General features: G+C 42.7%; 19 protein-coding genes. 9 read left to right on the top strand and 10 right to left on the bottom strand.

Translation table 11 applies throughout. The annotated features are described in order from the left end of the window. Positions 1–219: 219 nt before the first annotated feature. A complete protein-coding gene (locus M9194_RS16850; protein ID WP_250613854.1) occupies positions 220–2,388 on the top strand; it encodes an eCIS core domain-containing protein in 2,169 nt (722 codons plus the stop codon). A 92-nt stretch (positions 2,389–2,480) separates the two neighbouring features. On the opposite strand, the gene M9194_RS16845 is transcribed toward M9194_RS16850, so the two are convergent. Next, positions 2,481–3,542 (bottom strand): hypothetical protein, encoded by a 1,062-nt coding sequence (locus M9194_RS16845; RefSeq protein WP_250613853.1) that lies wholly within the window; start codon positions 3,540–3,542, stop codon positions 2,481–2,483. 421 nt (positions 3,543–3,963) lie between these two features. Here M9194_RS16845 and M9194_RS16840 point away from each other — a divergent pair, with 421 nt between their 5' ends. The 6 genes from M9194_RS16840 (at position 3,964) to menE (ending at position 11,158) form a co-directional block, all read left to right on the top strand. After that, positions 3,964–5,271 carry an isochorismate synthase gene (locus tag M9194_RS16840; protein ID WP_250613852.1) on the top strand — a complete coding sequence of 436 codons (1,308 nt, stop codon included), beginning with the start codon at positions 3,964–3,966 and terminating at the stop codon, positions 5,269–5,271. Beyond that, a complete protein-coding gene (gene menD, locus M9194_RS16835; RefSeq protein ID WP_250613851.1) occupies positions 5,268–6,980 on the top strand; it encodes a 2-succinyl-5-enolpyruvyl-6-hydroxy-3-cyclohexene-1-carboxylic-acid synthase in 1,713 nt (570 codons plus the stop codon). The genes M9194_RS16840 and menD overlap by 4 nt, the downstream gene beginning before the upstream one ends. Continuing rightward, positions 6,970–7,743 (top strand): 2-succinyl-6-hydroxy-2,4-cyclohexadiene-1-carboxylate synthase, encoded by a 774-nt coding sequence (menH, locus tag M9194_RS16830; protein WP_250613850.1) that lies wholly within the window; start codon positions 6,970–6,972, stop codon positions 7,741–7,743. The genes menD and menH overlap by 11 nt, the downstream gene beginning before the upstream one ends. Positions 7,744–7,781: 38 nt before the next feature. Next, the gene (gene menB / locus M9194_RS16825) at positions 7,782–8,648 is read left to right on the top strand and encodes a 1,4-dihydroxy-2-naphthoyl-CoA synthase (protein ID WP_250613849.1); all 867 of its coding nucleotides are present in this window, start codon (positions 7,782–7,784) and stop codon (positions 8,646–8,648) included. Positions 8,649–8,717: 69 nt separating this feature from the next. Further along, positions 8,718–9,707, top strand: a complete 990-nt coding sequence (menC, locus tag M9194_RS16820; RefSeq protein ID WP_250613848.1) for an o-succinylbenzoate synthase — start codon at positions 8,718–8,720, stop codon at positions 9,705–9,707. Then, positions 9,695–11,158 carry an o-succinylbenzoate--CoA ligase gene (gene menE / locus M9194_RS16815; RefSeq protein ID WP_250613847.1) on the top strand — a complete coding sequence of 488 codons (1,464 nt, stop codon included), beginning with the start codon at positions 9,695–9,697 and terminating at the stop codon, positions 11,156–11,158. Before menC ends, menE begins: the two co-directional genes overlap by 13 nt. Before the next feature lie 298 nt (positions 11,159–11,456). Here menE and M9194_RS16810 read toward each other — a convergent pair whose 3' ends face one another. From M9194_RS16810 to M9194_RS16800, 3 genes are all read right to left on the bottom strand, one after another. Continuing rightward, complete coding sequence (locus tag M9194_RS16810; RefSeq protein ID WP_250613846.1) at positions 11,457–12,386, bottom strand: YeiH family protein; 930 nt, start codon at positions 12,384–12,386, stop codon at positions 11,457–11,459. Between the two features lie 142 nt (positions 12,387–12,528). After that, complete coding sequence (locus M9194_RS16805) at positions 12,529–14,403, bottom strand: MFS transporter (protein ID WP_250613845.1); 1,875 nt, start codon at positions 14,401–14,403, stop codon at positions 12,529–12,531. Between the two features lie 17 nt (positions 14,404–14,420). After that, positions 14,421–15,011, bottom strand: a complete 591-nt coding sequence (locus M9194_RS16800) for a TetR/AcrR family transcriptional regulator (RefSeq protein ID WP_250613844.1) — start codon at positions 15,009–15,011, stop codon at positions 14,421–14,423. Between the two features lie 178 nt (positions 15,012–15,189). Between M9194_RS16800 and M9194_RS16795 the strand changes: the two genes are divergently transcribed. Both M9194_RS16795 and M9194_RS16790 read left to right on the top strand, forming a co-directional pair. Further along, positions 15,190–16,068 (top strand): Tim44 domain-containing protein, encoded by an 879-nt coding sequence (locus M9194_RS16795; RefSeq protein ID WP_250613843.1) that lies wholly within the window; start codon positions 15,190–15,192, stop codon positions 16,066–16,068. Positions 16,069–16,588: 520 nt separating this feature from the next. After that, entirely contained in the window at positions 16,589–17,047 is a 459-nt protein-coding gene (locus M9194_RS16790; RefSeq protein ID WP_250613842.1) for an Lrp/AsnC family transcriptional regulator, read from the top strand. A 36-nt stretch (positions 17,048–17,083) separates the two neighbouring features. Here M9194_RS16790 and tesB read toward each other — a convergent pair whose 3' ends face one another. The 6 genes from tesB to M9194_RS16760 form a co-directional block, all read right to left on the bottom strand. Then, complete coding sequence (gene tesB / locus M9194_RS16785; RefSeq protein WP_250613841.1) at positions 17,084–17,947, bottom strand: acyl-CoA thioesterase II; 864 nt, start codon at positions 17,945–17,947, stop codon at positions 17,084–17,086. Between the two features lie 190 nt (positions 17,948–18,137). Beyond that, entirely contained in the window at positions 18,138–18,497 is a 360-nt protein-coding gene (locus tag M9194_RS16780) for a hypothetical protein (RefSeq protein WP_250613840.1), read from the bottom strand. A gap of 179 nt (positions 18,498–18,676) precedes the next feature. Further along, positions 18,677–19,501: a 23S rRNA (guanine(745)-N(1))-methyltransferase gene (gene rlmA, locus M9194_RS16775; RefSeq protein ID WP_250613839.1), complete on the bottom strand. Its 825-nt coding sequence runs from the start codon at positions 19,499–19,501 to the stop codon at positions 18,677–18,679. A 103-nt stretch (positions 19,502–19,604) separates the two neighbouring features. Continuing rightward, positions 19,605–20,552, bottom strand: a complete 948-nt coding sequence (locus tag M9194_RS16770; protein ID WP_250613838.1) for a sensor histidine kinase — start codon at positions 20,550–20,552, stop codon at positions 19,605–19,607. Between the two features lie 9 nt (positions 20,553–20,561). After that, on the bottom strand, positions 20,562–21,104 hold the full coding sequence (locus M9194_RS16765) for a heme NO-binding domain-containing protein (protein ID WP_250613837.1): 543 nt from the start codon (positions 21,102–21,104) through the stop codon (positions 20,562–20,564). Positions 21,105–21,367: 263 nt separating this feature from the next. After that, positions 21,368–22,255: a D-hexose-6-phosphate mutarotase gene (locus tag M9194_RS16760; protein WP_250613836.1), complete on the bottom strand. Its 888-nt coding sequence runs from the start codon at positions 22,253–22,255 to the stop codon at positions 21,368–21,370. Positions 22,256–22,269 lie beyond the last annotated feature (14 nt).

The raw sequence follows: 22,269 nt of genomic DNA, 5'->3' as shown, positions 1-22,269 counted from the left end.
TACCCATTATTTAAATATGGTATTAAAGGTGCGCTGCAATTATTTTTACGGGAATTATTAGTTATTCGTTCTGTATAAACGTTTATTTACTTAATTGATTTTTCCTAAATGTGAAGCTGGGCATAAAATTACGACAATATTATATTCCATATTAATTATTTTCTTTGGAGAGTGAATATTAATTGCTAGGATTCCGAAAAAAATAATTACACGGAAATTATGCTTACTAAAAAGTTAGATATCAGTTGGATGAAAAATAGCCTTGAATATGGAAGGCAAAGTACCGGGCTATCTTTGCCAAAATCATTATTCGATAAGCTTAGTGGTTTATTTTTCATTGACTTATCCATGGTTAGAGTAAGAATTAGTTCATTACCATCTTTGATATTATCTAAAGCATTCACTCATGGCACTGATATTTATATTGACCCCAAATATTGGCTAGATGAGAAAGAACGGGATGAGTTACTTACCCATGAGTTAGGCCATGTTTTTCAGCAGCTAACAGGTCAGCTGTCTGAATTTAAAATGGAAACGCTGACACTTTTGTTGTCCCAGCACCTAGAGGTAGGAGCTGACACTGAGTCTTCATTAGAGAGAAGTTCCAGCCTAGATATATCGCTGAAGCAGAAAGTGACGAGCAATATAAACTGGTCAGTGGTGTTACCCCAAATACTGATGCGTTCTGGAAATACATATGTTGCGTTAACGGACACCAAGGCCGCATTTATCGCCGTGGAGAATGCTGTTCAATCGGTGCGGGAAGCTTTAAACATGTATTCAAGGATACCCTCTTCCAAAGCACAATCAATGAAAAGGTTGGTGTCTGAATTTGAATTCTATCGAGAAGAGGTATTGCTTGTTTTAAAGAAATGGATGTCCTCTTCAGATGGAAGAAAAACGAGGTACATACGACGACAGAATTTTGAGGACAGACGTTTCAACAAATATCTTGAGTTATCAATTGCTTTGGTTGGTGAAGCTCGCTCCATGTCTAGTTTAGCCATTGAGAAAGAATTAGCCTCTCAAGTCAAAGAGTCAAAAATTATTGATAAGTACTTAAACAGCGTGCTTAAGAAAATACATATAAAGCTCGTTGAATTTTGTAACAAGCCCAATTTGAATCTAAGAGATAGAGAATTAGAAGAAGAGATAAAAGGAAAGCTAAGAAACATATTTAATAGGCATAGATATACCTCAGGTAGGTATCATTATTATTACAGCGTTAGAGGAATCAAAAAAGTCCTCATACACCCAGAGTCTTGTTCATTGGCGAATAAAGTTGCGGTAATACATGATGTTATGGATTTATTTACCGATATGGAAAAAGATTATACGCGGGTTCCTGAGGATAAGGATAAAGCGACACTAATTCAAGAGGATGAAGCTGGCAAATATAGACAAATGACGTTGTCTCATATGCAATTTAGGAACGCAGGTACAATACAAGAGCAGTCGCTCATTATACAGTCAGCGAGATGCGCAAATATGCCCGTTCATCTAGGGCCTAGCTATACCACGGGCCGTATGCTTCAGCTAGGCGTGTTTGTAGGCGCAAATGCTCACGAGCTCACTGCTATTGCGTGGGGACTCTTCGCGTTTTGGACTCTGGATTACTCGTTGAAAGAAACAAGAGTCCACCGGTTTCACTTTGTGATGGATATGGCTAATAACTATGGTGTTGAGTATGACACTTTCCACTACCCTGCCAAATGCCCGGGTTATTTTGGTGCTCCCGTCTTTCTACGTAGAGAAAATTACCATTTGCTAAATAGGCGGGAAATGGATAGTAAAAGGCGTCCTCATTATATCCACGAAAGTGATGCACTATTTCTTCAGCAGCTAGCTTTAGAACTATCAAAATCAGGCTCGTTTCTAAAGCGGCGAGCTTCCAGTAATAGAAAGGGTAATGCGTTGAAGAAACTATCTTTAGCGATAGCAAAAAATCCTTCTGAGATTACGTACAGCACGGCTAACGAGATCGTCCGCTATATCATCATTATTGCCGCTTTAATTCGGGGTGGGGAAGGAAAGCCGTCTTTTGACTACTATGGAAAAAACTCAGGCGAGCCTCCATTGCGTCGGCAAAATTTTAATACTATGAGCTTAACTAAAACAACAAAGAAAATGTTGTCTATCTTTCGTTCGGATAAAACCACACATTCTATTGTCGATGCAATAAGATTTATAGACATCAATCACTTGAACAGTCTCACCAATAATGGCGACCGTATTCGATACTTGATGACATCTGCTTTGTTTGACGTATGGGAATCGACAAGTCGCCAGATCAGCGTGTTTACTAAAGTGGTATTGGATTCGATTTCTAACGAGTCGTTCAAACGAGAAGTGTATTTGAATGCGAATAATTTATGCTCTTCTATTTGACGTATTAGAATAGCTGAATGAATTGATATTCATTGAAATGGACTCTTTAACTATAAGAGTCCATGTGGCTGAAAAATTCGCTTCAAACTCAATTATGATTGTATGAGATCACCTTGACTTTTAATTTCACCAGTCAATTTGCCACTTTTACAAACCCAAGTAATGCTGTTCACTTTATTAGATGCTATTGGTGCCGCATAGAGGTTAGCGTAATTTCCCCAACCTATTATACGTATATAGTCAACCCAGTCACCCGGGATCGTTTTGCTGCTCGTAAGATCAACTAGTTGCTGACAGAATGGGGTAATGCTGTTTAAAAGTAGCCTTTCAAACGTATCTATTTCTAGCTGATTGTTTTGGTACAATTCTGATACAACACTGGCACATTTATTTTTCACACCACATATAGCATCCTGTATATACTTCTCTTGAGTCGGTGAATCTGCAGTACGAATAAATTCAGCCACTTGTCTAGCACTGCTGATCTTTTCATCGTATTGAATTCTAATGCGCCTTTTCATCTGCAAATCGTGTTCAGATATCGCATAAATATGGCTTTCATCTTCACTGACTTCTGTGGGAGTAAAGTATGCTTTTAGAACGAAGTCAGTAACATTGCGGTGTTTTAATTGGGCAGCCAATCTCCCTGCCAAACTATTTCTAGGGTCTTTAACACTTTGATTTGCTGCGGGATTCGTATGGACGTACTGTGTTGATCGGCCCGAGTAGCATATACATAGTTTGATATAGTAAACCGGATAGTTAACACGCCAGCACTTTTCGTTAACGCCCTTTATGATCTCATATATGTCATTGGCCACATTATTTACCGGGACCCGTTTGGGCTGGTAAGAATAAATAAATGATGCGCAGTCATAATGGCCATGACCAAATACAACAAACTTTATATGTGTGTATCGTATAGTGTTCAGTTTTGAATAAATAAAGTCGACAGCTTCGGCTAATCCAGTCGCTTTTTTCTGTGAGTCCATTGGGACGTAAAAGGTAATATCGCTTTTTCTATTTAGAGTATTAGATTTCTTTGTTACTTTAGCCGAAAGGTAGCTTTTTATATCACCAGTGCGGCCTTGACTAAAATCACTAGATTGTTGATATGAGCTAGAGTAATCGAGGGCTATGTATACGTCTTTCATTGTTATTCTATAATTTATAATATGATAATTGTATGTGTTTTAGAATATTCAAAACCAAAGTCTTACATTAATATATATTAACTTGGGTTTTACATTTTGTTACATTTATAATGTGGTGAGATTATGAAGACTATTAGTTGTTTTTTCAATAATTTTTACCTTGATATTATGTAGTGAAACAATATCAAGCTCTTTAATTATCGTTCTTTGATTCGTCAATAATTAAGTGTATTTAATAAGCAAGGCAGTGTTATTGCATAGCATACCAATTAAAGGTTCATATTCACTCTCCAGTCAAAAAGTACGTTTACACCTAAGGCAATGGTAACAATCGATGTAATTGTTGATCTAAGTAAAGCCAAGGATCTAGCAACCAGTGATAATAAGCACTATCTGTTACAGGTGGAAAACCGAGGTAGACTTGTCACACTTTCATCACGCTTTAACTCAGCTTATCAAACGAGTGGAAAATGCGACAGATGGCGAATGTCGCATAACGCAGCTGCTAGTGAGTAAGCCTGAGTTTGACCCAATTGATTGGTTAGAATCTCAGGTTCTCTATCCCAAGTTTTATTGGCAATCTCGCGATATGAGAGAAGAAGTGGTCGCAATTGGGCAAGTACAGGCCTTTTCAGATTTAGCTTCTGCTTACCCTATCCTTAACGCTGAACAGAGAATTTGGGGTGGACGTACTTTTGATAGTAGCGCAGATAACCATCCACAAAGTGAATCTTGTTTCTTTTTTCTGCCACAAATAGAGCTAGTTCGAGATGGCGATACTTGGTCATTGTCAGTGAACTTAACTCATGGAAAACACCAAACCCTAGCCAGTTTAAGAGCAATCAAATTCTCGTTTCGGCCAGTGACTGCCATTTCCTCCAATATTTGCTCGATGGAACATGTACCAGACAAAGCAGCATGGGATAGATTGGTAAACAAAGCGTTGAGTCATATTTGTCTGCGAGCATCCAAAAAAGTGGTCTTGGCTCGACAAACAACGCTGAGATTAGACCGTCCGTTGTCCGGAAGTCAGCTGCTAAAGGCCAGTCGTGCAAGTAACGGCCAAAGCTATCATTTTATGTTGACGCTAAATAGGCAAAGTAGCTTTGTTGGATCGACGCCTGAGCGCTTATATACCAGACATAATCGAACGCTATGTACGGAAGCACTCGCGGGAACCATTGGTCGCGGTGAGGGCGCTACGCAAGATCTTAGGTTGGCGTACTGGTTATCTAACGATAGAAAGAACTTAGCTGAAAATCAGTGCGTGGTAGATGACATCGTAGAGCGCCTTCACACTCACACAAAAAGCATCGACATTGATAAAAAAACACGCTTGGTTCGTTTACGCTACGTCCAACATTTGAAGCGCAATATTGCTGCAACACTATCCGAAGGGATAAATGATGTGGAGTTGTTAGGTACTCTGCAGCCGACAGCTGCAGTGGCTGGCTCGCCACGATTAGAAGCAAAGCAGTTTATTGATCAATACGAGCCTTTTTCCAGAGGTTGGTATGCCGGTTCAATTGGCTATATTAGCCACGAGAAAGCAGAGTTCTGTGTGGCGATTCGCAGTGCTTTGGTGTTAGGGGATAGCATAAAGTTGTACTCTGGTGCTGGAATTGTTTCTGGATCGGACGCAGAGTCTGAATGGCAGGAATTGGATAAAAAAATGTCTACCTTATTATCGCTATTTCCTTGCCAAGAGCAGGTGGGAGTGGCGTCATGAGCAATCAAGCGGTATTGAACAGGTTATGGAGCCGAGTGTTGCTCGAAGAACTCAGTCGATTTGGCATTGGGCATATTTGCATTGCTCCAGGCTCTCGTTCCACTCCGCTCACGTTGGAGGCTGATCAAAACTCTAAATTAGAAGTTCATACTCATTTTGATGAAAGGGGACTAGGATATTTTGCTTTAGGATTGGCAAAGGCACTCAATCAACCGATTGCGATTGTCGTGACTTCCGGCACAGCCGTTGCCAATTTACTTCCCTCCATTGCTGAAGCCTACCTTACGGGCGAAAAACTGGTTGTCGTCACTGCGGATAGGCCGATAGAATTGGTTGCTTGTGGTGCGAATCAAGCGATTCAGCAAATGGGCATCTTTTCTCATCATGTGACTCAGGCAATAAGCCTACCTAGCCCTAATCTCAATGTCTCCCTTAATTGGCTATTAACGACCATTGATGATGTCATGTTTAAGCAAGCAATAAGCCTTGGCCCCGTGCATATCAATTGCCCATTCCCCGAGCCTTTATATGCGGATTATAGTGATGATGACTACTTGAATTTTATCAATTCAAATAGCATTGATCGGTGGCGAAACTCGGACCAAACATACTGCCAACAAATTATCCCTAAAACTGAGTGTGCGCCTATCCCGGAAGAGTACTTTGGCAAAAAGGGACTCATTATCTTAGGAAAAGTGAGCTTAGAAGAGGCTAAGCTAGCTAAAACGTTCGCAGAGTCTCTAAGTTGGCCTTTATTCGCCGATCCGCAGTCTGGTGTCACAAGCGATTGGGCCAATTACGATACGTGGCTGCAAGACGCTAGCCAGCTTCAAATCTTATGCCAGTGCGATTTGATCATTCAACTTGGCGCTCAAATCATTTCAAAACGCCTACTTGCTTGGCTGGAAGCACACGTTCTGGCTGGCGCTGACTATATTTATGTTTCGCCCAATGGCTCACGAAACAATCAAGCACACCTTGCTCAAACGCATTATGTAGTCGATATTGGTAACTGGATATATGTTCAGTATCAGGTGAGCAAATTGTGTAAACCAAGCGGCGCTTATTGGGCAAATAAACTCAAGGAGAATAGGTTACGTGTTCAAGAACGAGTTCTTCCTATGATGAAGCAGTTTGAGCGCCCATCTGAAGTTGCTATTGCTGGAAAAATATCTCAGCTGTCAGAAGCGTGTTCGCTATTTATCGGTAACAGTTTATTTATTCGCTTGGTCGACATGTTTGCACAAATATCGGATAGAGATCTATTTACTAACCGTGGTGCTTCTGGCATTGATGGCAATATTGCAACCGTGGCCGGAATACAACGAGCGCTTCAAAAACCTATGATCGTGTTTATTGGCGATACATCCTTATTGCATGATCTTAACTCCTTAGCGTTGCTCTCAGACCAGCTGCCTTTAGTGATTGTCGTGATCAATAACGATGGAGGAGCAATATTTAATCTCTTGCCGATTCCAGAGGATAAAAAGCGGCGCTTATACCAAATGCCTCATCATTTGCAGTTTGAACACGCCGCTAAGCAGTTTGGACTCTTATACTGCATGCCAGAATCCATGGGGGCTTATCAAGCATCGCTCGAGCAACATATTTGTGAGGGAGAAGGAGCAATGATAATCGAGGTGTCGGTTCCATCGGAAGAATCACACGGGCATATCACACAGATAGTGGACGCGGTACGTGCTGGGTAGCCGGGTTTATCGTAAAGGGGCGAAAAAGCTGCCTGCTTTGGTCTTTCTTCATGGGTTATTAGGAAGTAGTGAAGATTGGCGAGTGTGTATGAAAAAGCTCAAGCCTTTTCATTGTGTCGGCATTGACCTGCCGGGGCATGGACAAAACCGATTTATATCTTGTGACAACTTTACACACTGTGCACACTTAATCGCAGATACACTGTCTTATCATCTTATTGAAAACACGCCCATTGTGTTAATCGGTTATTCACTAGGTGGGCGGATCCTTATGCACGGATTGGTTTCTGGCATTTATGATGCATTTAACTTGCAGATGGCGGTGATTGAAGGCGGCAACTTTGGTTTTAAAACCGAGAGTGAAAAAAAGCAAAGATGGGCGCAAGACCAACGATGGGCCAATCGTTTTGAGAAAGAAAAAATCGAGCAAGTTTTGCTCGATTGGTATAAGCAACCGGTGTTTAGTTCATTAAACCATGAGCAAAGACAAAACTTGATACTAAAGCGAAGTGATAACCTAGGGCCGTCTGTAGCTCGCATGTTGACAACGACATCGTTAGCTAAACAAGAATTCTTGTTGGACAAGCTCAAACAGCTGGAGACACGTGTTCATTATGTGTGTGGCGCGAAAGACACAAAATTCTCTCGTATCGCTCAGGAGAGTCAACTTTCTTTTAGTGAGATACATAATGCTGGGCACAATGTACATCAAGAACAGCCAGAAATATTTTCGCGAGTGATTAGGTCTATTGTATTGGGTTAAACCTATATTGCTGGCGGCCGAGAACAATGGGAGTCACCATGGCAAAAACGATTGGTATCACTGAAGCAGAGCTCTACGCACCGGTCGAATGGCAACCGTGTCACGCGAAATTTGACGACATTCAGTATCATAAATCGAGCGATGGTATTGCAAAAATTACTATTGCTCGGCCGCAAGTGCGCAATGCTTTTCGCCCGCAGACGGTCAACGAAATGATCGAAGCTTTAGCGGACGCAAGATACGACGAAAGTATTGGCGCTATTATTCTCACCGGTCTAGGTGAGCAAGCATTCTGTTCCGGCGGCGATCAAAAAATTCGTGGTGATTACGGTGGTTATAAAGATGCCTCAGGAACACATCATCTGAATGTCTTGGACTTTCAACGTCAGATCCGTACTTGCCCAAAACCTGTGATTGCCTCTGTTGCTGGGTGGGCGGTAGGTGGCGGACATGTTTTACATATGATGTGTGATTTAACAATCGCTGCCGATAATGCTCAATTTGGGCAAACCGGGCCAAAGGTTGGTTCATTTGATGGGGGCTGGGGAGCCTCCTATATGGCGCGTATTGTTGGTCAAAAAAAAGCGCGCGAAATTTGGTTTTTGTGTCGGTTTTACGATGCGCAAGAAGCGCTCGATATGGGACTAGTGAATACGGTAGTTCCCGTTGAGCAGCTAGAAAAAGAAACAGTTCGCTGGTGCCGAGAAACATTGCAGCACAGCCCTGTGGCGCTGCGCTGCCTTAAATCGGCACTCAATGCAGATTGCGATGGCCAAGCAGGATTACAAGAGTTGGCTGGTAATGCCACCATGATGTTTTATATGACGGAAGAAGGTCAGGAAGGCCGAAATGCGTTTAATGAAAAACGCCGTCCAGACTTTACTATGTTTCCACGCAACCCATAACAAGGTGCTCAACCCTGATAACAATCGAGAGGCGTAGCGTGGTTAAAATGAACAAAAGGAAGAAAAATAATGACAAGATCTGCCAAGCTGTATAGGTATACGTTACCTATGGATAGTGGCGTCATATTGAGAAGCCAAAAACTGTCAGAGAGAGTGGGTTTCATCGTTGAAATCGCCGAAGACAATCAATTGGGGCGGGGAGAAGTCGCCCCGTTAAGCTGCTTCAGTATAGAATCGACGGAAGAAGCTGGAGTTCAGGTTCAGCACCAGCTCGAAATGTGGGTGCGTGGTGGAGAGTTTGATTATAGTGATTTATTTCCCTCTGTCGCTTTTGGCTTATCTATTGCGGAACTCGAGCTTTCCGGTAAGCTCCCCCAAGAAGGTAACTATCTAACCGCTCCTCTATGTACGGGGGACCCAGATTCCCTAGCGCCCAAGCTAGAAAAAATGGGTGCAAAGAAAGTCGCCAAGATCAAAGTGGGGTATCACGAGCCGATTCGAGATGGATTACTGGTAAACCTATTTCTAGACTCGATTCCTGATCTTAAATTAAGGCTCGATGCGAATCGTACTTGGACGTTAGATCAAGCCACCGAATTTGCGGCTCAAATTACCCCTTCGTTACGTCAGCGAATTTCCTATGTTGAAGAGCCATGCGCGCAGCCTGGAGATAGTGTTTCCTTCGCTATCAATACAGGCATATCCATTGCCTGGGATGAAACCATCCAAAGGGAAATTACTCGCAAAGACTTCCGAATTGAAGACCTATTGGGGGTGAAAACACTGGTTATTAAGCCCACTTTGATTGGCTCTGCCCAAGATTGTATCTCGCTGATTGAAAAAGCAAGAGCACAAAGTATTCAAACCGTCATCAGCTCCACCATCGAATCTAGTTTCGGATTAACACAGCTTGCAAGGTTTGCAAATTGGGTGTTACCGGATGTAGTGCCAGGACTTGATACTGTTAAGTTTTTCGAGTGCCAGCTAGAAACACCATGGCCAGGATGTGAGTTACCTATTGTTCCACTCAGCGAACAAGAAGTGATGTGGCGATCTTAGTGACTCAGTTACAGCTTGAGTGGAAAAAATGGTCGTTATTACGGCCATTTTCTATGGCTCTAACATCACCAGATGGCAATTTTAATTGGAAAGAAGTTAGTGGGCTCGTTAAGCAAAAAGTCAACAAACTTGCTTTTCTAGGCGTGTCCCACGGCGACTCCATTGCACTGGTTGGTAAAAATGAACTCGACTTGGTCATTGCGTATTTGGCTTGCTTGGAGCTTGGGATCAAATGTGCCATCATTGCCCCCCAGCCATACTCATTATTACGAAGTAAACTAGAGGGCCTTACGGTAAAAGGGCACACCTTGTTCTTATGGCTAAGCCCTTGCGCTAAAGCGCAGTTAAGTTCTTCGGATGTGGAACAATTGCATGCTGATGGTAAGCCAATTTCTTGGGATATCACTTCAAGCAAACCCAGCAATGCCATTCATGTTTCACAACATAACGCCTCACAACATATCACCTCACAAACAGGCATCGCCTCTATTCTTTTTACTTCAGGCTCTACTGGTGTGGCCAAAGCGGTTGCCCATAACCTTAAACAACATCGAGCATCTGCATACGGATTACTGGAAAAAATCCCCTTTTCGTTAGGAGATGTCTGGTTACTGAGCTTGCCTATGTATCATGTTTCCGGTTTAAGTATCATACACCGTTGGTTGGTATCAGGAGCATGCATCAAAATAGGCCGCGGAGACCTGATTCAGGATATTGACAACGTAACTCATGCATCGCTCGTTGCAACCCAATTGCAGCGTCTGCTGCGAAGTAAAAAAGTACTTAAACTTCACACCGTGTTATTAGGTGGCAGCGCGATCCCCAGTACTTTGTATCAAGCGGCGGAGCAGAGAAACATCCAAACTTGGGTCGGCTATGGGATGACTGAGGCGGCCTCGACCATCAGTGTAAAACGTGTCAATGATGTCGATAGCGTGGGACACGTATTACCGAATAGACGGCTGCGCATAGACAACAAGAAAATTTACTTATCTGGAGATACATTGGCTTGCGGATATTATTATCAAGGCCATCTAGCTCCCATCGTGGACCAACGTGGTTGGTTTGATACCAGAGATCTTGGCGAGTGGGTTGGTGAGGAGTTACGGATATTAGGTCGGGAGGACAATCTGTTTATTTCTGGCGGTGAGAATATTCATTGTGAAGAAATTGAATCTGTACTTAACCAACATCCTGAAGTGCAATTATCTATTGTGATTCCCATTGACGATAGTGAATATGGAGCAGCGCCTATGGCGTTAATTTCAGGTAGGGAAGATATTTCTGGCATGTCTCTAGATTCTTGGTTAGACGGAAAATTAGAACGTTTTAAGCGCCCTAAATACTATCATTTACTGCCAGAAAAATTACTGAATACTGGCATGAAACTATCACGTAAAAAAGTGAAAGAATACGTGGCAAATAATTTCACCAACTATCGAGTTATTTGATAGTCCAAAACAGAATTTAAATTTCTAACGTCCTCCATCCATAATAAAGTCCATTAAGCGAATAGTGAATTACGAAGGCACAAAATGAGATTGTTTCTGTTACTTGCAATTGTGTTCCAAATTGTCATTGCAACTCAGAATGGTGGGCTTGTACGGTCATTGCTTGAACTGACGGCTTTTCTAACAACCTTTGTTTTGATTATCTGTATTTCCCTGCAGAAAGGCCGACGTTCAAGCTAATTTATACCCAAGCCAACTCAAGTTGCGACTTGGGCGGAGCTTTCTATGTGCAAGAGAGTTAAAGCTTATGGTAAAGCAGCCAAGTCAATGAAGAAACAGAAATAGCAATCCATAACCCCACGCCATACATCAGCGGTTTGGCACCCGTCGCTTTCAGTTTTTCAATCGTAATGCCACAACCGATTAAGAATAAACACACGACCAGCAGTTTTTTGGAAGCAACGAATATTCCATGGTATAGCACATGAAATTGTGGCAACCAGTCGCTAATACCAATGGCCAAGATATAAAAGAAAATAAAGTAAGGAATAGTAATTTTCTTTGACTCACTTCTAAATAGCATGGCACTGATAAAGGCAACAGGGATGATCCATAAAGCACGAGTGAGTTTTAGTGTTGTAGCTGTTGTGAGCGCTTCATTTCCGTACGCAGAAGCTGCGCCAACCACAGAGGACGTATCGTGAATAGCAATTGCTGCCCAAGTACCAAAGGTTTGCTGGTCTAAATGTAGGGCATGACCGATAACTGGAAATAAAAATAGTGCTATTGAGTTAAGGATATAGATGGTCGCAAGTGCTAAGCCAATTTGTTCGTCGTCGGCATTGATGGCTGGAGCGATGGCAGCAATCGCACTGCCTCCGCAAATTGCAGTACCAGATGCAATAAGATATCCAGTGGTTTTATTTAGCTTGATGGTTCGAGCAACAATCCAACCGAGTACTAATGTGCCTGCGATGGTCGCGACGATTAGGCCAATACCATCTGATGTAACAGTAAGCGCTTGGCGAAAGGGTATTCCAAAGCCCAAGCCAACGATTGAATACGCCAGTAAGGTTTTGGTCCACTTGGTTAAAGAAAATCCTTGTGGGACCATGCCGAAGCTAGCCATTACAAAGCCAATAACGAGTGCAATTGGGGAATTAACGAAAGGCGTTAGTGTCGCGCCCATCGCCAAACCAAACGGTATATAACTTTTATTTATTGTCATGAAATCGAACCACTGATGAAATATGTGGTGATTGTACACAAGTTTTAAGTTTTATAAGTATTAATGTTTTGAACGAGTGTTCAGAAAAACTTAACAACATCTCATGCTCCTTCACATGGTTCCAGCTTCCTTATGAGATGAGCTAGCGCCATCCTCCTCTCAGCTCAGAGACAACATTGCGCAGAGAAACCGTATCTACTTGTGCAGCTTCAATTGGCGGTGCGGCTTCAATTTCTATTTTTGTTCTAAAACGAGATGGCAAGCCTTTACATGCTCTACCTTTGTAGCGGCTAAAGTAGCTTCCCCACATACCTTTTAGAGCGATAGGGATAACGGGTGCGGTGGCATTTCTGAGTATCAAATCTACTCCACGACGAAACTCTTGGACCTCACCGTCTGGTGTGAGCTTTCCTTCTGGAAAGATACAAACCAACTCACCATCATTCAGTGCATCTTCAACGGACTTAAGTGCGGCGCGGATAGCACTTTTATTGGTCGCAGATATTGGGATGACGCCGGCTCTTTGATAAAAACGTTGCAGCGGTTTGAATTGAGCATAGTCTTCTTCCATCACAAATCGAATGAGCCTTGGACAGATAGCACTGAGTAACAGCGCATCCATATAGCTGACGTGATTACACACTATCAGAGCCCCCCCGTTTTCTGGCAGATGATGAAAGTTCTTATGTTTTACCTTGTAAATGGTGTGAGTCAGAATCCATAAAACAAACCGCACAAGAAATACAGGAACTTGAAAGCACAAATAGATGGTAATGGCAAAGTTGATGATGGCAATAAGGACAAAGAGTGCTGGGATAGAAAGACCTAGCACAGATAAAGCCACAATCGCCAATACTGCACTACCTACCATGTACAACGCGTTGTAGATATTTAATGCTGCGATGATCTGCGCTCGTTGGTTTACTTTTGATCGGTGCTGAATCAAAGCATACAGAGGAACAATAAACACACCACCAGAAGCGCCAAGCAACAACAAACAGGCGAAAACTGGCCAAAGACCTGGGTAGGAGATGAACGAATAAAGGGAGCTAAACTGCGGAAGATCGTGCGGGATAGAATAGGCTATCAAAAAGCCGAAAACAGTAATGCCTAGACTGCCTATAGGTACGATGCCTATCTCGATTCGGTGCCCAGATAACTTGTCACACAGTTGGGAGCCAACAGCGATACCTATGGAAAATAGGGCCAGTAAAAAGGAAACCGCACTTTCTCCGCCATGTAGATAGACTTTAGTAAAATTAGGGAATTGCGTTAAATAGGTGGCGCCTAAAAACCAGAACCAGCTTATCGCCATAATAGATTGAAAGATAACCTTATCTGTCTTCGCGATGGATAAGGTTGTTTTGGTATGTTTCACCGGTTGCCAGCGAAAGGTCAGCTCTGGTGCAGAAGCGGGGGCGATTGGGATATGCCGACTTGCTAAATAACCTAACACGGCAAACAGGATCACCGAAATGCCTGCGAGCCATTTTGCTTGCTCTGCTGAAGCGATGAACCCAGCGCCTATGGTTCCAATTAAAATGGCCAGGAAGGTACCTGTTTCAACCAGTGCGTTACCCGGGACTAGCTCTTTGGCTTTTAAGTGTTGAGGTAATAACGCGTATTTGACCGGACCAAAAAACGCCGACTGAGTACCCATCAAAAACAGTAAGATAAGCAGTATGCCGTAGCTATTGGTGATAAAACCAATTGCTCCAAATGTCATGATAACAATTTCAAAGATTTTGACTTTTCTGATGTAGTTTGATTTTTCGTATTTGTCGGCCAATACCCCGGCCGACGCTGAAAACAAGAAAAATGGCAAGATAAACAATCCCGCAGCCAAGTTGATAAACAAATTGCTCGACATGGGAAGCGCTTGTGTGCTCGAAAAAGCAACGAAGATTAACAATACATTTTTGAACACATTGTCATTAAAAGCGCCGAAAAATTGTGTAATAAAGTAGGGAAGAAAACGTTTTTGTCTAAGTAAACTGCCATTTTCTTGTGTTGGCATATTTCATCCTTTCGTCGTTACCAATCGGTGAGGTAGTGGGAGAGTAAATTTGAGATCAACTTTTTGCCATCGATGGGTTCGGCGGCAAAAAACTTATCGTCTACGCTAAGCAAGGTAATACCATGTACACCAGCCCAAAGCACTCGACTTGCTTGTACGACTTCGGTGCAGCTTCTATCGGGAGATAGGAGCTTGAGAAGACCTTCGAGCATGCCCGTCATTTTTTCGATTCTCAGTGCTTGCCATTCTGGTAAGGATTCGCCATTCATATTGTGATCAAAAATTAGCTGCCAACGATATCGATTGTCGCAAGCGAAATCATGATAACAATAAGCCAGTTGGTACAGGGCTTGTTTAGGTTGCTGCTCATTTGCCAAGATACTTTGAGCCTGTTCAGAAAGCTCGTCGAGCGTTTCTGCGATGACATGAAGGAGTAGAAGGTTGTAATTGCCAAAAATATTGACGAGTGTGCTCGGAACATAACCAACAAGATTGGCGATTTTTCTCAAGCTCAATTCATGATGTGATTTGTCGGACAAAAAGGTTTTTACTGCCGCGAGAGTCAGTTCAGTTAACTCTTCGCGTGTGTGATCATTTCTACGTGCCATGCTACTTAATCGCTAATAATACAACGTTCAATATTTTAGATAGGTATGTATAGTAGCGTCAACAAACCTATGCTCCTTTTGCAATATTCTGATACATGAATTCGAAGAGTAGATGTTTCCCCCCGTCACTTGAAACGCTATGATTAGAAATGGATAGGAAAAATACGTAAGGAAGAAGATGAAACGATTTTTATCTCTTGTGGCGATATTGATGGTCACCGTTGTTACCGCGCAAGTAGCAGAAGCTAAAAAGTTTGGCGGTGGGCGATCTTTTGGAAAAAGTTTCAAAACTGCGCCTGCGCCTAAACAACAAAACATGAACACCAATAGTATTGGTAAGAATCAGGCAGGCAAAGCTCAAGGCTCGAGTAAAAAAGGCCTGATGGGCGGAATACTTGGTGGTTTGTTAGCCGGAGGATTGCTAGCGGCCATGTTCGGTGGTGCGTTTGATGGCATCCAGTTTATGGATATTCTTATCCTAGGTGTGATTGCTTTTATCATATTCAAACTGGTGCGAGGTATGCTAGGGGCTAAACAAGGCAGCATTAACCAGCATCGTCAGCAGCCCGCATATGGCGGTGCGCATGAACCGAAAACCGAGCCTGTGAATGAAAGAAATTTTGAGCAAGCAGGTGGAGGTAATACTTCTACTGGTCAGTTTGGATCAGTGAACGATGTTCCACATAACTTTCCCCCAGGGTTTGATCAAGTGTCCTTTGTTGATGGTGCAAGAGAGCATTATCGAATCCTTCAAGGCGCATGGAATTTTAATCAGCTGGATAAGATCGAAGAGTATGTGTCAGCAAGCCTATTTGCCGATCTTAAAGAAGAGCGAGCAAAGTTACAGGGTGAGCAGCATACTGATGTCATGTATGTCGATGCAGAAATTGTTCGCGCGGAATTCGATGCTCAGAAAGCACAGATCAGCTTACAATTTAGTGGGCGATACAAGGACCCAGTCGAAAATGTAGAAGAAGACATTAAAGATTTGTGGCACCTTGAACGAGATCTTACCACGCCTAACGCACCGTGGTTAATTGTAGGGATCCAAGGCTAGTTTTAGTAAGCACTTACATCAGGGGCCTGACATTAATGTTCAGGCCTTTTTTTGTTCTGCAGGGTTTTCTCGACGCTTAATTTTTTGGCAGACTTAAACTTCACACTGCGATAAGTGAATATTGAATATGTTGCACATTAAATCCGAAAGATGCGTTACATTTACGATAGTTGTTGAGATTTATCGCTAGAAAATTCAATTTATTGCATATAGAATGCTAGCGCAATAGAGGAATGGCAGGGGAGTTTGTTCCTTTAATTTAGCCACCCTCTCATCTTTTAAATAAATTGCTATCCCTGAAATACAAGGTAGTGTTAGCGTAGTATCATTCCTAAGCGACAAACCAGCGCAGGGTTTGTTGATGATGTAATAAGTCCGTTACTTACAGGCATACATAGTTGCCTTCCTTATGACTTATTAGCAAATGATATATACAGTCACTAAAAATACCTTTATTTTGCTTCCCCAATAACCCATAATTCATGGGATATTTTTCTATAATTGTGAGTGAAAGTAGAAAATGGATCTTGATAAAGTTGATCGTACCATCCTATCCTTGTTGCAAAAAGACGGCACACTATCTCTGAATGAATTAGCGGAAGCTGTCAATTTGACCACAACGCCGTGTTGGAAAAGGTTAAAAAAGTTAGAAGACTCTGGGGTAATCGATAAGCGTGTCGCACTGCTCAACCCAGAGCAATTGGAATTGGCGTTTACCGCGTTTGTGTTGGTGAAAACGCGTGATCATTCCCATGAGTGGTACAGTGGCTTTGTTGAGAAAGTGTCAGATTTTCCAGAAGTGATGGAGTTCTATCGAATGGCTGGGGAATACGACTACATGATGAAAGTTCAAGTTAAAGACATTCAAAAATTCGATGAATTTTATAAAAAACTCGTCAATAGCGTAGATGGTATCACCAATGTTACCTCTACTTTTGCTATGGAGTCGTTAAAATATACGACTGCATTGCCTATTTGACCTTAGTTTATACCCAAGTTACTTCAAGATGCAGGTTTAGCTTTTGTTAAACCGCATCACTCCTTCTTGTACAGCAGTGGCGACGAGCTCGCCATTTCTGTTAAATATTTCCCCCCGAACGAGTCCACGTGTTGCTGAAGCATTAGGACTTTCAATAGCATACAATAACCAATCATCCATTTTAAATGGGCGGTGATACCACATTGAGTGGTCAATAGTCGCAACTTGGAAATTCGGTGTGAGTATCGACACTTTATGGGGATGTAACGCTGTGACTAGAAAGCCCCAGTCAGATGCGTAGCCTAGTAAATACTGATGGACTAGAAGATCATCTGGCATCTCACCATTCGAACGCACCCAAAGGTATTGTTTGGGCTTCTCTTTGTGTGGCTTTAAAGGGTTAACGACAACAACCGGTTTAATCTCAATCGATTTCTCACCGCAAAACATTTTCTTCAGCTTCTCTGGCAGTTTATCGGCAAGTGTGGCGGCTAATTCGGTTTCGGAAGCAAAATTTTCTGGTCCCGGAACTTGTGGCATCTCGACTTGATGCTCGAAACCAGATTCGTGGATATGGTACGAAGCAGTGAGATAAAAGATTGGCTTACCATATTGTATGGCTTTGACTCTTCTGGTGCTAAAGCTCCTGCCGTCTCTTAGCGTTTCAACATCATAGATAATCGGCTTGAGTGGATCACCCTTATAGAGAAAGTAGCTGTGAAAAGAGTGTACCGCTCGATCTGTGGGTACGGTATATCTAGCGGCTGACAGGGCTTGCCCTATAACCTGCCCACCATAAACTTGCGGTAGACCAAGGTTTTCACTTTGGCCTCGAAATAGCCCTTCTTCTAATTGCTCTAGCTGAAGTAGCGCTAATAGTTCTTTAAGTGGTTGGCTCATGTCATGTTCTCTTAGTGGTTCTCTCTACATACTTTAGCTGAACAGTCACGAAAGTTTAGGTTCAGAAGAGAAACCTGAGAAGTCGTTAGAATTTATAAGAAGTAGGATGTTGATTGCAAAAAAAGAGCTTGCTAATGAATACTCACTTATTAACAAGCTGGACTTATTCTGTCATCAATGGATTGTTCGGTTAGACTAGAGCTAAAATGATGCCGCCTATGGTAGCCGCTGTGGAAAGCAGCTTGCCTGCGTCGTAGGAATCGTCAGCGGGTTCCTCTTCAACTTTATCTGGCCGCTCTAAGCCTAGTGCGCCTCGGGTAAATGAATTCACATTATCGCCGATGGATTTATCTTGGTTGTCTGTCAATTTTTCTTCTTTATCAATCTGCTGCAGGGCGGCAAGCAGCGCTTTGCCCTCTTCAGACAAAGTGACTTTGTTTTGCTCAACTTTGAGCGGAGCAGGTCCACTCTCAGCATTTATTGAGTTAGTTTGAGGCTTCACCTGTTGGTTGGAAGGCAGTTTCGCTGGCTCCATGCCTACTGGTATCATATTGCTCTCCTTACTACATACTCTACAACTGTATCGACAGTGACGAACAAAACTTGCGCTAATTATGCGCAATTTGTTCAATCTATGTACTAGCAAGAAGTGCGCCTATTCGGCTTGATTTAGAAAATTGATGCGGGGCACGCTTAAAGGCTCACAATTTTTAAACTATCGAAATAGCCTCAATCTGAATGCTTTCGGTACACCCTCAACATAAAATCTGCTTCACAATCAAACTGATGCGTTTGCTCAAGCTCTTGTTTTAGCTCCTCGCTGGCTTTCCATGCAAATGGCGTCATTTGGAGCAGATCGAGAGCTGAACCATCTCGGAGAGTCATTGGATATTGAATATTTTCTTCCAGCTCTAGCTCAAACTCTGGAAGGGTTTCTGGTGTCATATCATGCTGTTTTACATCCTGATAAATCAGGCTCTTAAGTTGAAATAGGTGCCTAGCTGCTGGTGTGACGGTAATCAGCGCTCCACCTGGTTCTATACAGCGTACCAACTCACTTGATTTACACGGAGCATAAATTCTAAGGATCGCACTTAGAGAATGGGCGGCAAAAGGTAGCCGATGGCTGGAGGCAACGGCAAAACGGCAATCAGGATAGCGTTTGGCCGCATATTTAACCGCAATTTTGGAAATATCAAGCCCGAAAACGTTTGAGGATGCGCTTGTATCAACGAGCTTCTGCTGGACTTGATGTGTGTAATATCCCTCTCCACAGCCGATATCTAACAAGGGGTTATCTTTATTGTTAAGCTCTGAAGCGCAGACTTGCGCGATCCGTTTTGCTAATGGTTCATAATGTCCGAATGCTAAAAATCGACGCCGAGCCTGCATCATCTCTTTATTGTCGCCGGGATCTTTTGATCGCTTGTGGTTGGCGGGCATTAAATTGACGTAACCTTCTTTTGCCATATCAAACTGGTGGTTATTTTCACATTGGTACCGTGTATCGATGAGAGACAGGCTTTTATGGCAAAGTGGGCATTGGTAGGTCATAACAAGTCGTTCAATGAGGTTCGGGGTTGAGAGTCTATCTGCTTCCAAATATTAGCTCAACTGAAATATTAGAATCGCCGCAGGCTCAACGTGGCGGGGGCATTTATGGATGGTTCAAAGGAAAAAATATCTCAAAGCGAGTGCCGACCCCTAGCTTACTTTTTACTGCAATATATCCGCCGTATTTTTCAACTAAGTTATGTGTGACCGATAGTCCTAGCCCAGTTCCGACTCCAATGGGTTTCGTGGTAAAAAATGGGTCAAAGACCTTTTCTTTTACTTCGTCGCTCATTCCCATGCCATTGTCTTCAACTTTAATCAAAATGCCCTCTAATTTTTTATAGATAGCCGACTTGGTGATGATGGTAAGGATGCCTTTTTCTTCACAAGCGTGAGAGGCATTCACGAACATGTTAATTAATATCTGTTGAATATTTGGGCTATTCGCTTGGAGGGGAGGAAGGTCAGGCTGTAGGTGCTTTTTCACCTCCATTTTATATTTTATTTCGTTCCAGACTACTTTTAGCGAATCTTCGATGCAGCTATTGATATCACATTGCTCTTCGTTACTCTCTCCCGAGTGAGTGACTTGCTTTAAACTAGAGACGATATTGCGAACTCTATCCAACCCATCAAACGTTTCATCGATAAGTTCTTGAGTGTCGTCTTTTAGGTAGTCGATGGCGATTTCTTCGCGCTTGGCCTGATACTGAGTCAGTGCGTCGCCTGAAAGTAATTCCTGCGTCGTCAGATACTCATCCAAGCTGAATATCTTACTGAAATACTCTTTCAGCATTTGCACATTACTCATTGAAAACCCTAATGGGTTATTAATTTCATGTGCTACACCAGCGGCCAATTGTCCTAATGAAGCCATCTTGGCTGCTTGAATAAGCTGTTTTTGGCTTACTTTGAGTTCTTCAAGGGTTTTCTCCAGAACAATGACATTTTCATACAGATCTCGAGTTTTGTCCGCGAGCAAACTTTCCGCTTCTACGCGGGCAAGTCGTTCTCTTTCATAAGCACGTTTGAAGTTGCCAGTATTTTCCATCTCACCGCCTTACTGAAATTCAACCTTAATCTTGCAATGCTTGTCACCTCGGTGCAGGCAATCTGGATGGGTGAGTTGTATCGGTTGAGAGAAATGTTCAGCTGCGCCTACAATCAGCCCTTCAGCAAGTTCACACAGCTTTCTGTCTGAGTTATAGATGATTGTTAAATTACCATCTGGTGTTTCATCATAGTCGAACGTGGGTAAATACGCTTGGGGGTATAATCGCTTTACTTCTTTGTGAATCACGCTGTCAATGGCGAGTAGGAAGGTTTTTAAATCTTTAATTTGGGAAACATCTGCTGGACAGCTGTTGTATAGCTTTTCAAACAAATACTCACCAAACGCTCGAACCAGTTCGCCTGCTGGGATATTGGTTTTTTCAGATAGTGCACCGACCATATTGAATAGCTCACTATCGGCATAGTTGCCCCCAGCGGTATATGCGCCGCCAGATTCAGGGTTGGTGGTATCGATGAGTTCGTCTAATGTTTCCATGCCCATTTTTTCGATGATCATATCGGAAAAGGCTGTGAAGACCGCTCCTTGCATGTATTACTCCTTGCCAGTCGTTGTGTTGGTTTAGGCAGTCATGCTGGAACAACGGCTTTTAGGGATCGGGCATGATGTCTTTTTTTAAGGTATAGCACTTAGGGTTGAAAGCGATCGGGTAAATAGGGTGAGTGATGGGGATAGATTGATCTTGGTAACAAAATCACAGGGCAAAGAAGAGGGTTCTTGCATCCTTTTGCCCTATAGTGAGCTGAATCATACAGCATTCTTAATCACAAAGTATTGCGTGTAGTGATTAGGCTCTATACCTCAGAAGAGAGAGATGTCGAGAGTGTATACCTTTCGCCTGGCTGTAGAGTACAAAGCTCTTTTTCATCCGAAGCGTACAACACCGACTCAGCACAAATCATAGTGCGGTAACCGTCATTTTGCATGTCTTTCATGCTTTGCGAGCCTTCTTGCCATGGGTTCCATAATACTGCGCAATTGTGGCCAGAGTTTTCTACGTGAAGGGTACGATGTCGCTGCTCGTCTTTAATTAAAATCGTGCTTTCAGGTTCGGTATAGATTCGGTCGATACCTCGATCAACCAACAGAGTATCTTCACCTTGCACTTGTTTGCCATCTAGCAGTTTATCAATATAACTTGGTCCCATTCCTGTTATGGAGGTTTTAGAGATATCGCCAACGTTGAGGTAGCTATGCAGTGCGCCAGAAAATGCCCAAGGTTTGCTATCGATGTTAGTGATATTCATCGAAACCTTGAGGGTCTCTGCGACTTCTATTGAGAGAAGCAACTCAAATTGATTTGGCCACACCGAAAAGATAGCGTCATTTGTTTTTAGGCCTAGCTGAATGATTACACCCTTGTCATTTTCTTGATGTTCGACGATGCGCCATTCACTGGTACGGGCATATCCGTGGCTTGGAGAGGCAAAGTTGGCAAACCAAGGCCAACATACAGGTATTCCACCGCGAATGGCTGTTTTGCCATCGAAGGCTGAGGCTTCACTCATCCAAAGCAGGTCTTGCTGCCCTTGAGGTATGTATGAAAGCATATGAGCACCAAATAAAGATATGGCAGCCGTCGCTTTAGGGTGCTGTATGTAGGCGATCTTGATCTGATCTTTTTGTCTAATAGTGATGCAATCAGATAAAGTATTGATTACGGGTAAAGTGGATAAATCCATTCGTGGCTCCTCTG

Source organism: Vibrio sinus, assembly GCF_023634645.1.
GTDB lineage: Bacteria > Pseudomonadota > Gammaproteobacteria > Enterobacterales > Vibrionaceae > Vibrio > Vibrio sinus.
Note: the sequence above shows the minus strand (reverse complement) of the source record. Positions and strands in the feature narration are given on the sequence as shown.

What these genes read in the sequence shown, in the direction of transcription:
- M9194_RS16850 (WP_250613854.1), top strand. Translation starts at nt 220, where the DNA reads ATGCTTACTAAAAAGTTAGATATCAGTTGGATGAAAAATAGCCTTGAA.
- M9194_RS16845 (WP_250613853.1), bottom strand. Translation starts at nt 3,542, where the DNA reads ATGAAAGACGTATACATAGCCCTCGATTACTCTAGCTCATATCAACAA.
- menD (WP_250613851.1), top strand. Translation starts at nt 5,268, where the DNA reads ATGAGCAATCAAGCGGTATTGAACAGGTTATGGAGCCGAGTGTTGCTC.
- menB (WP_250613849.1), top strand. Translation starts at nt 7,782, where the DNA reads ATGGCAAAAACGATTGGTATCACTGAAGCAGAGCTCTACGCACCGGTC.
- menC (WP_250613848.1), top strand. Translation starts at nt 8,718, where the DNA reads ATGACAAGATCTGCCAAGCTGTATAGGTATACGTTACCTATGGATAGT.
- M9194_RS16810 (WP_250613846.1), bottom strand. Translation starts at nt 12,386, where the DNA reads ATGACAATAAATAAAAGTTATATACCGTTTGGTTTGGCGATGGGCGCG.
- M9194_RS16805 (WP_250613845.1), bottom strand. Translation starts at nt 14,403, where the DNA reads ATGCCAACACAAGAAAATGGCAGTTTACTTAGACAAAAACGTTTTCTT.
- M9194_RS16800 (WP_250613844.1), bottom strand. Translation starts at nt 15,011, where the DNA reads ATGGCACGTAGAAATGATCACACACGCGAAGAGTTAACTGAACTGACT.
- M9194_RS16795 (WP_250613843.1), top strand. Translation starts at nt 15,190, where the DNA reads ATGAAACGATTTTTATCTCTTGTGGCGATATTGATGGTCACCGTTGTT.
- M9194_RS16790 (WP_250613842.1), top strand. Translation starts at nt 16,589, where the DNA reads ATGGATCTTGATAAAGTTGATCGTACCATCCTATCCTTGTTGCAAAAA.
- tesB (WP_250613841.1), bottom strand. Translation starts at nt 17,947, where the DNA reads ATGAGCCAACCACTTAAAGAACTATTAGCGCTACTTCAGCTAGAGCAA.
- M9194_RS16780 (WP_250613840.1), bottom strand. Translation starts at nt 18,497, where the DNA reads ATGATACCAGTAGGCATGGAGCCAGCGAAACTGCCTTCCAACCAACAG.
- rlmA (WP_250613839.1), bottom strand. Translation starts at nt 19,501, where the DNA reads ATGACCTACCAATGCCCACTTTGCCATAAAAGCCTGTCTCTCATCGAT.
- M9194_RS16770 (WP_250613838.1), bottom strand. Translation starts at nt 20,552, where the DNA reads ATGGAAAATACTGGCAACTTCAAACGTGCTTATGAAAGAGAACGACTT.
- M9194_RS16765 (WP_250613837.1), bottom strand. Translation starts at nt 21,104, where the DNA reads ATGCAAGGAGCGGTCTTCACAGCCTTTTCCGATATGATCATCGAAAAA.
- M9194_RS16760 (WP_250613836.1), bottom strand. Translation starts at nt 22,255, where the DNA reads ATGGATTTATCCACTTTACCCGTAATCAATACTTTATCTGATTGCATC.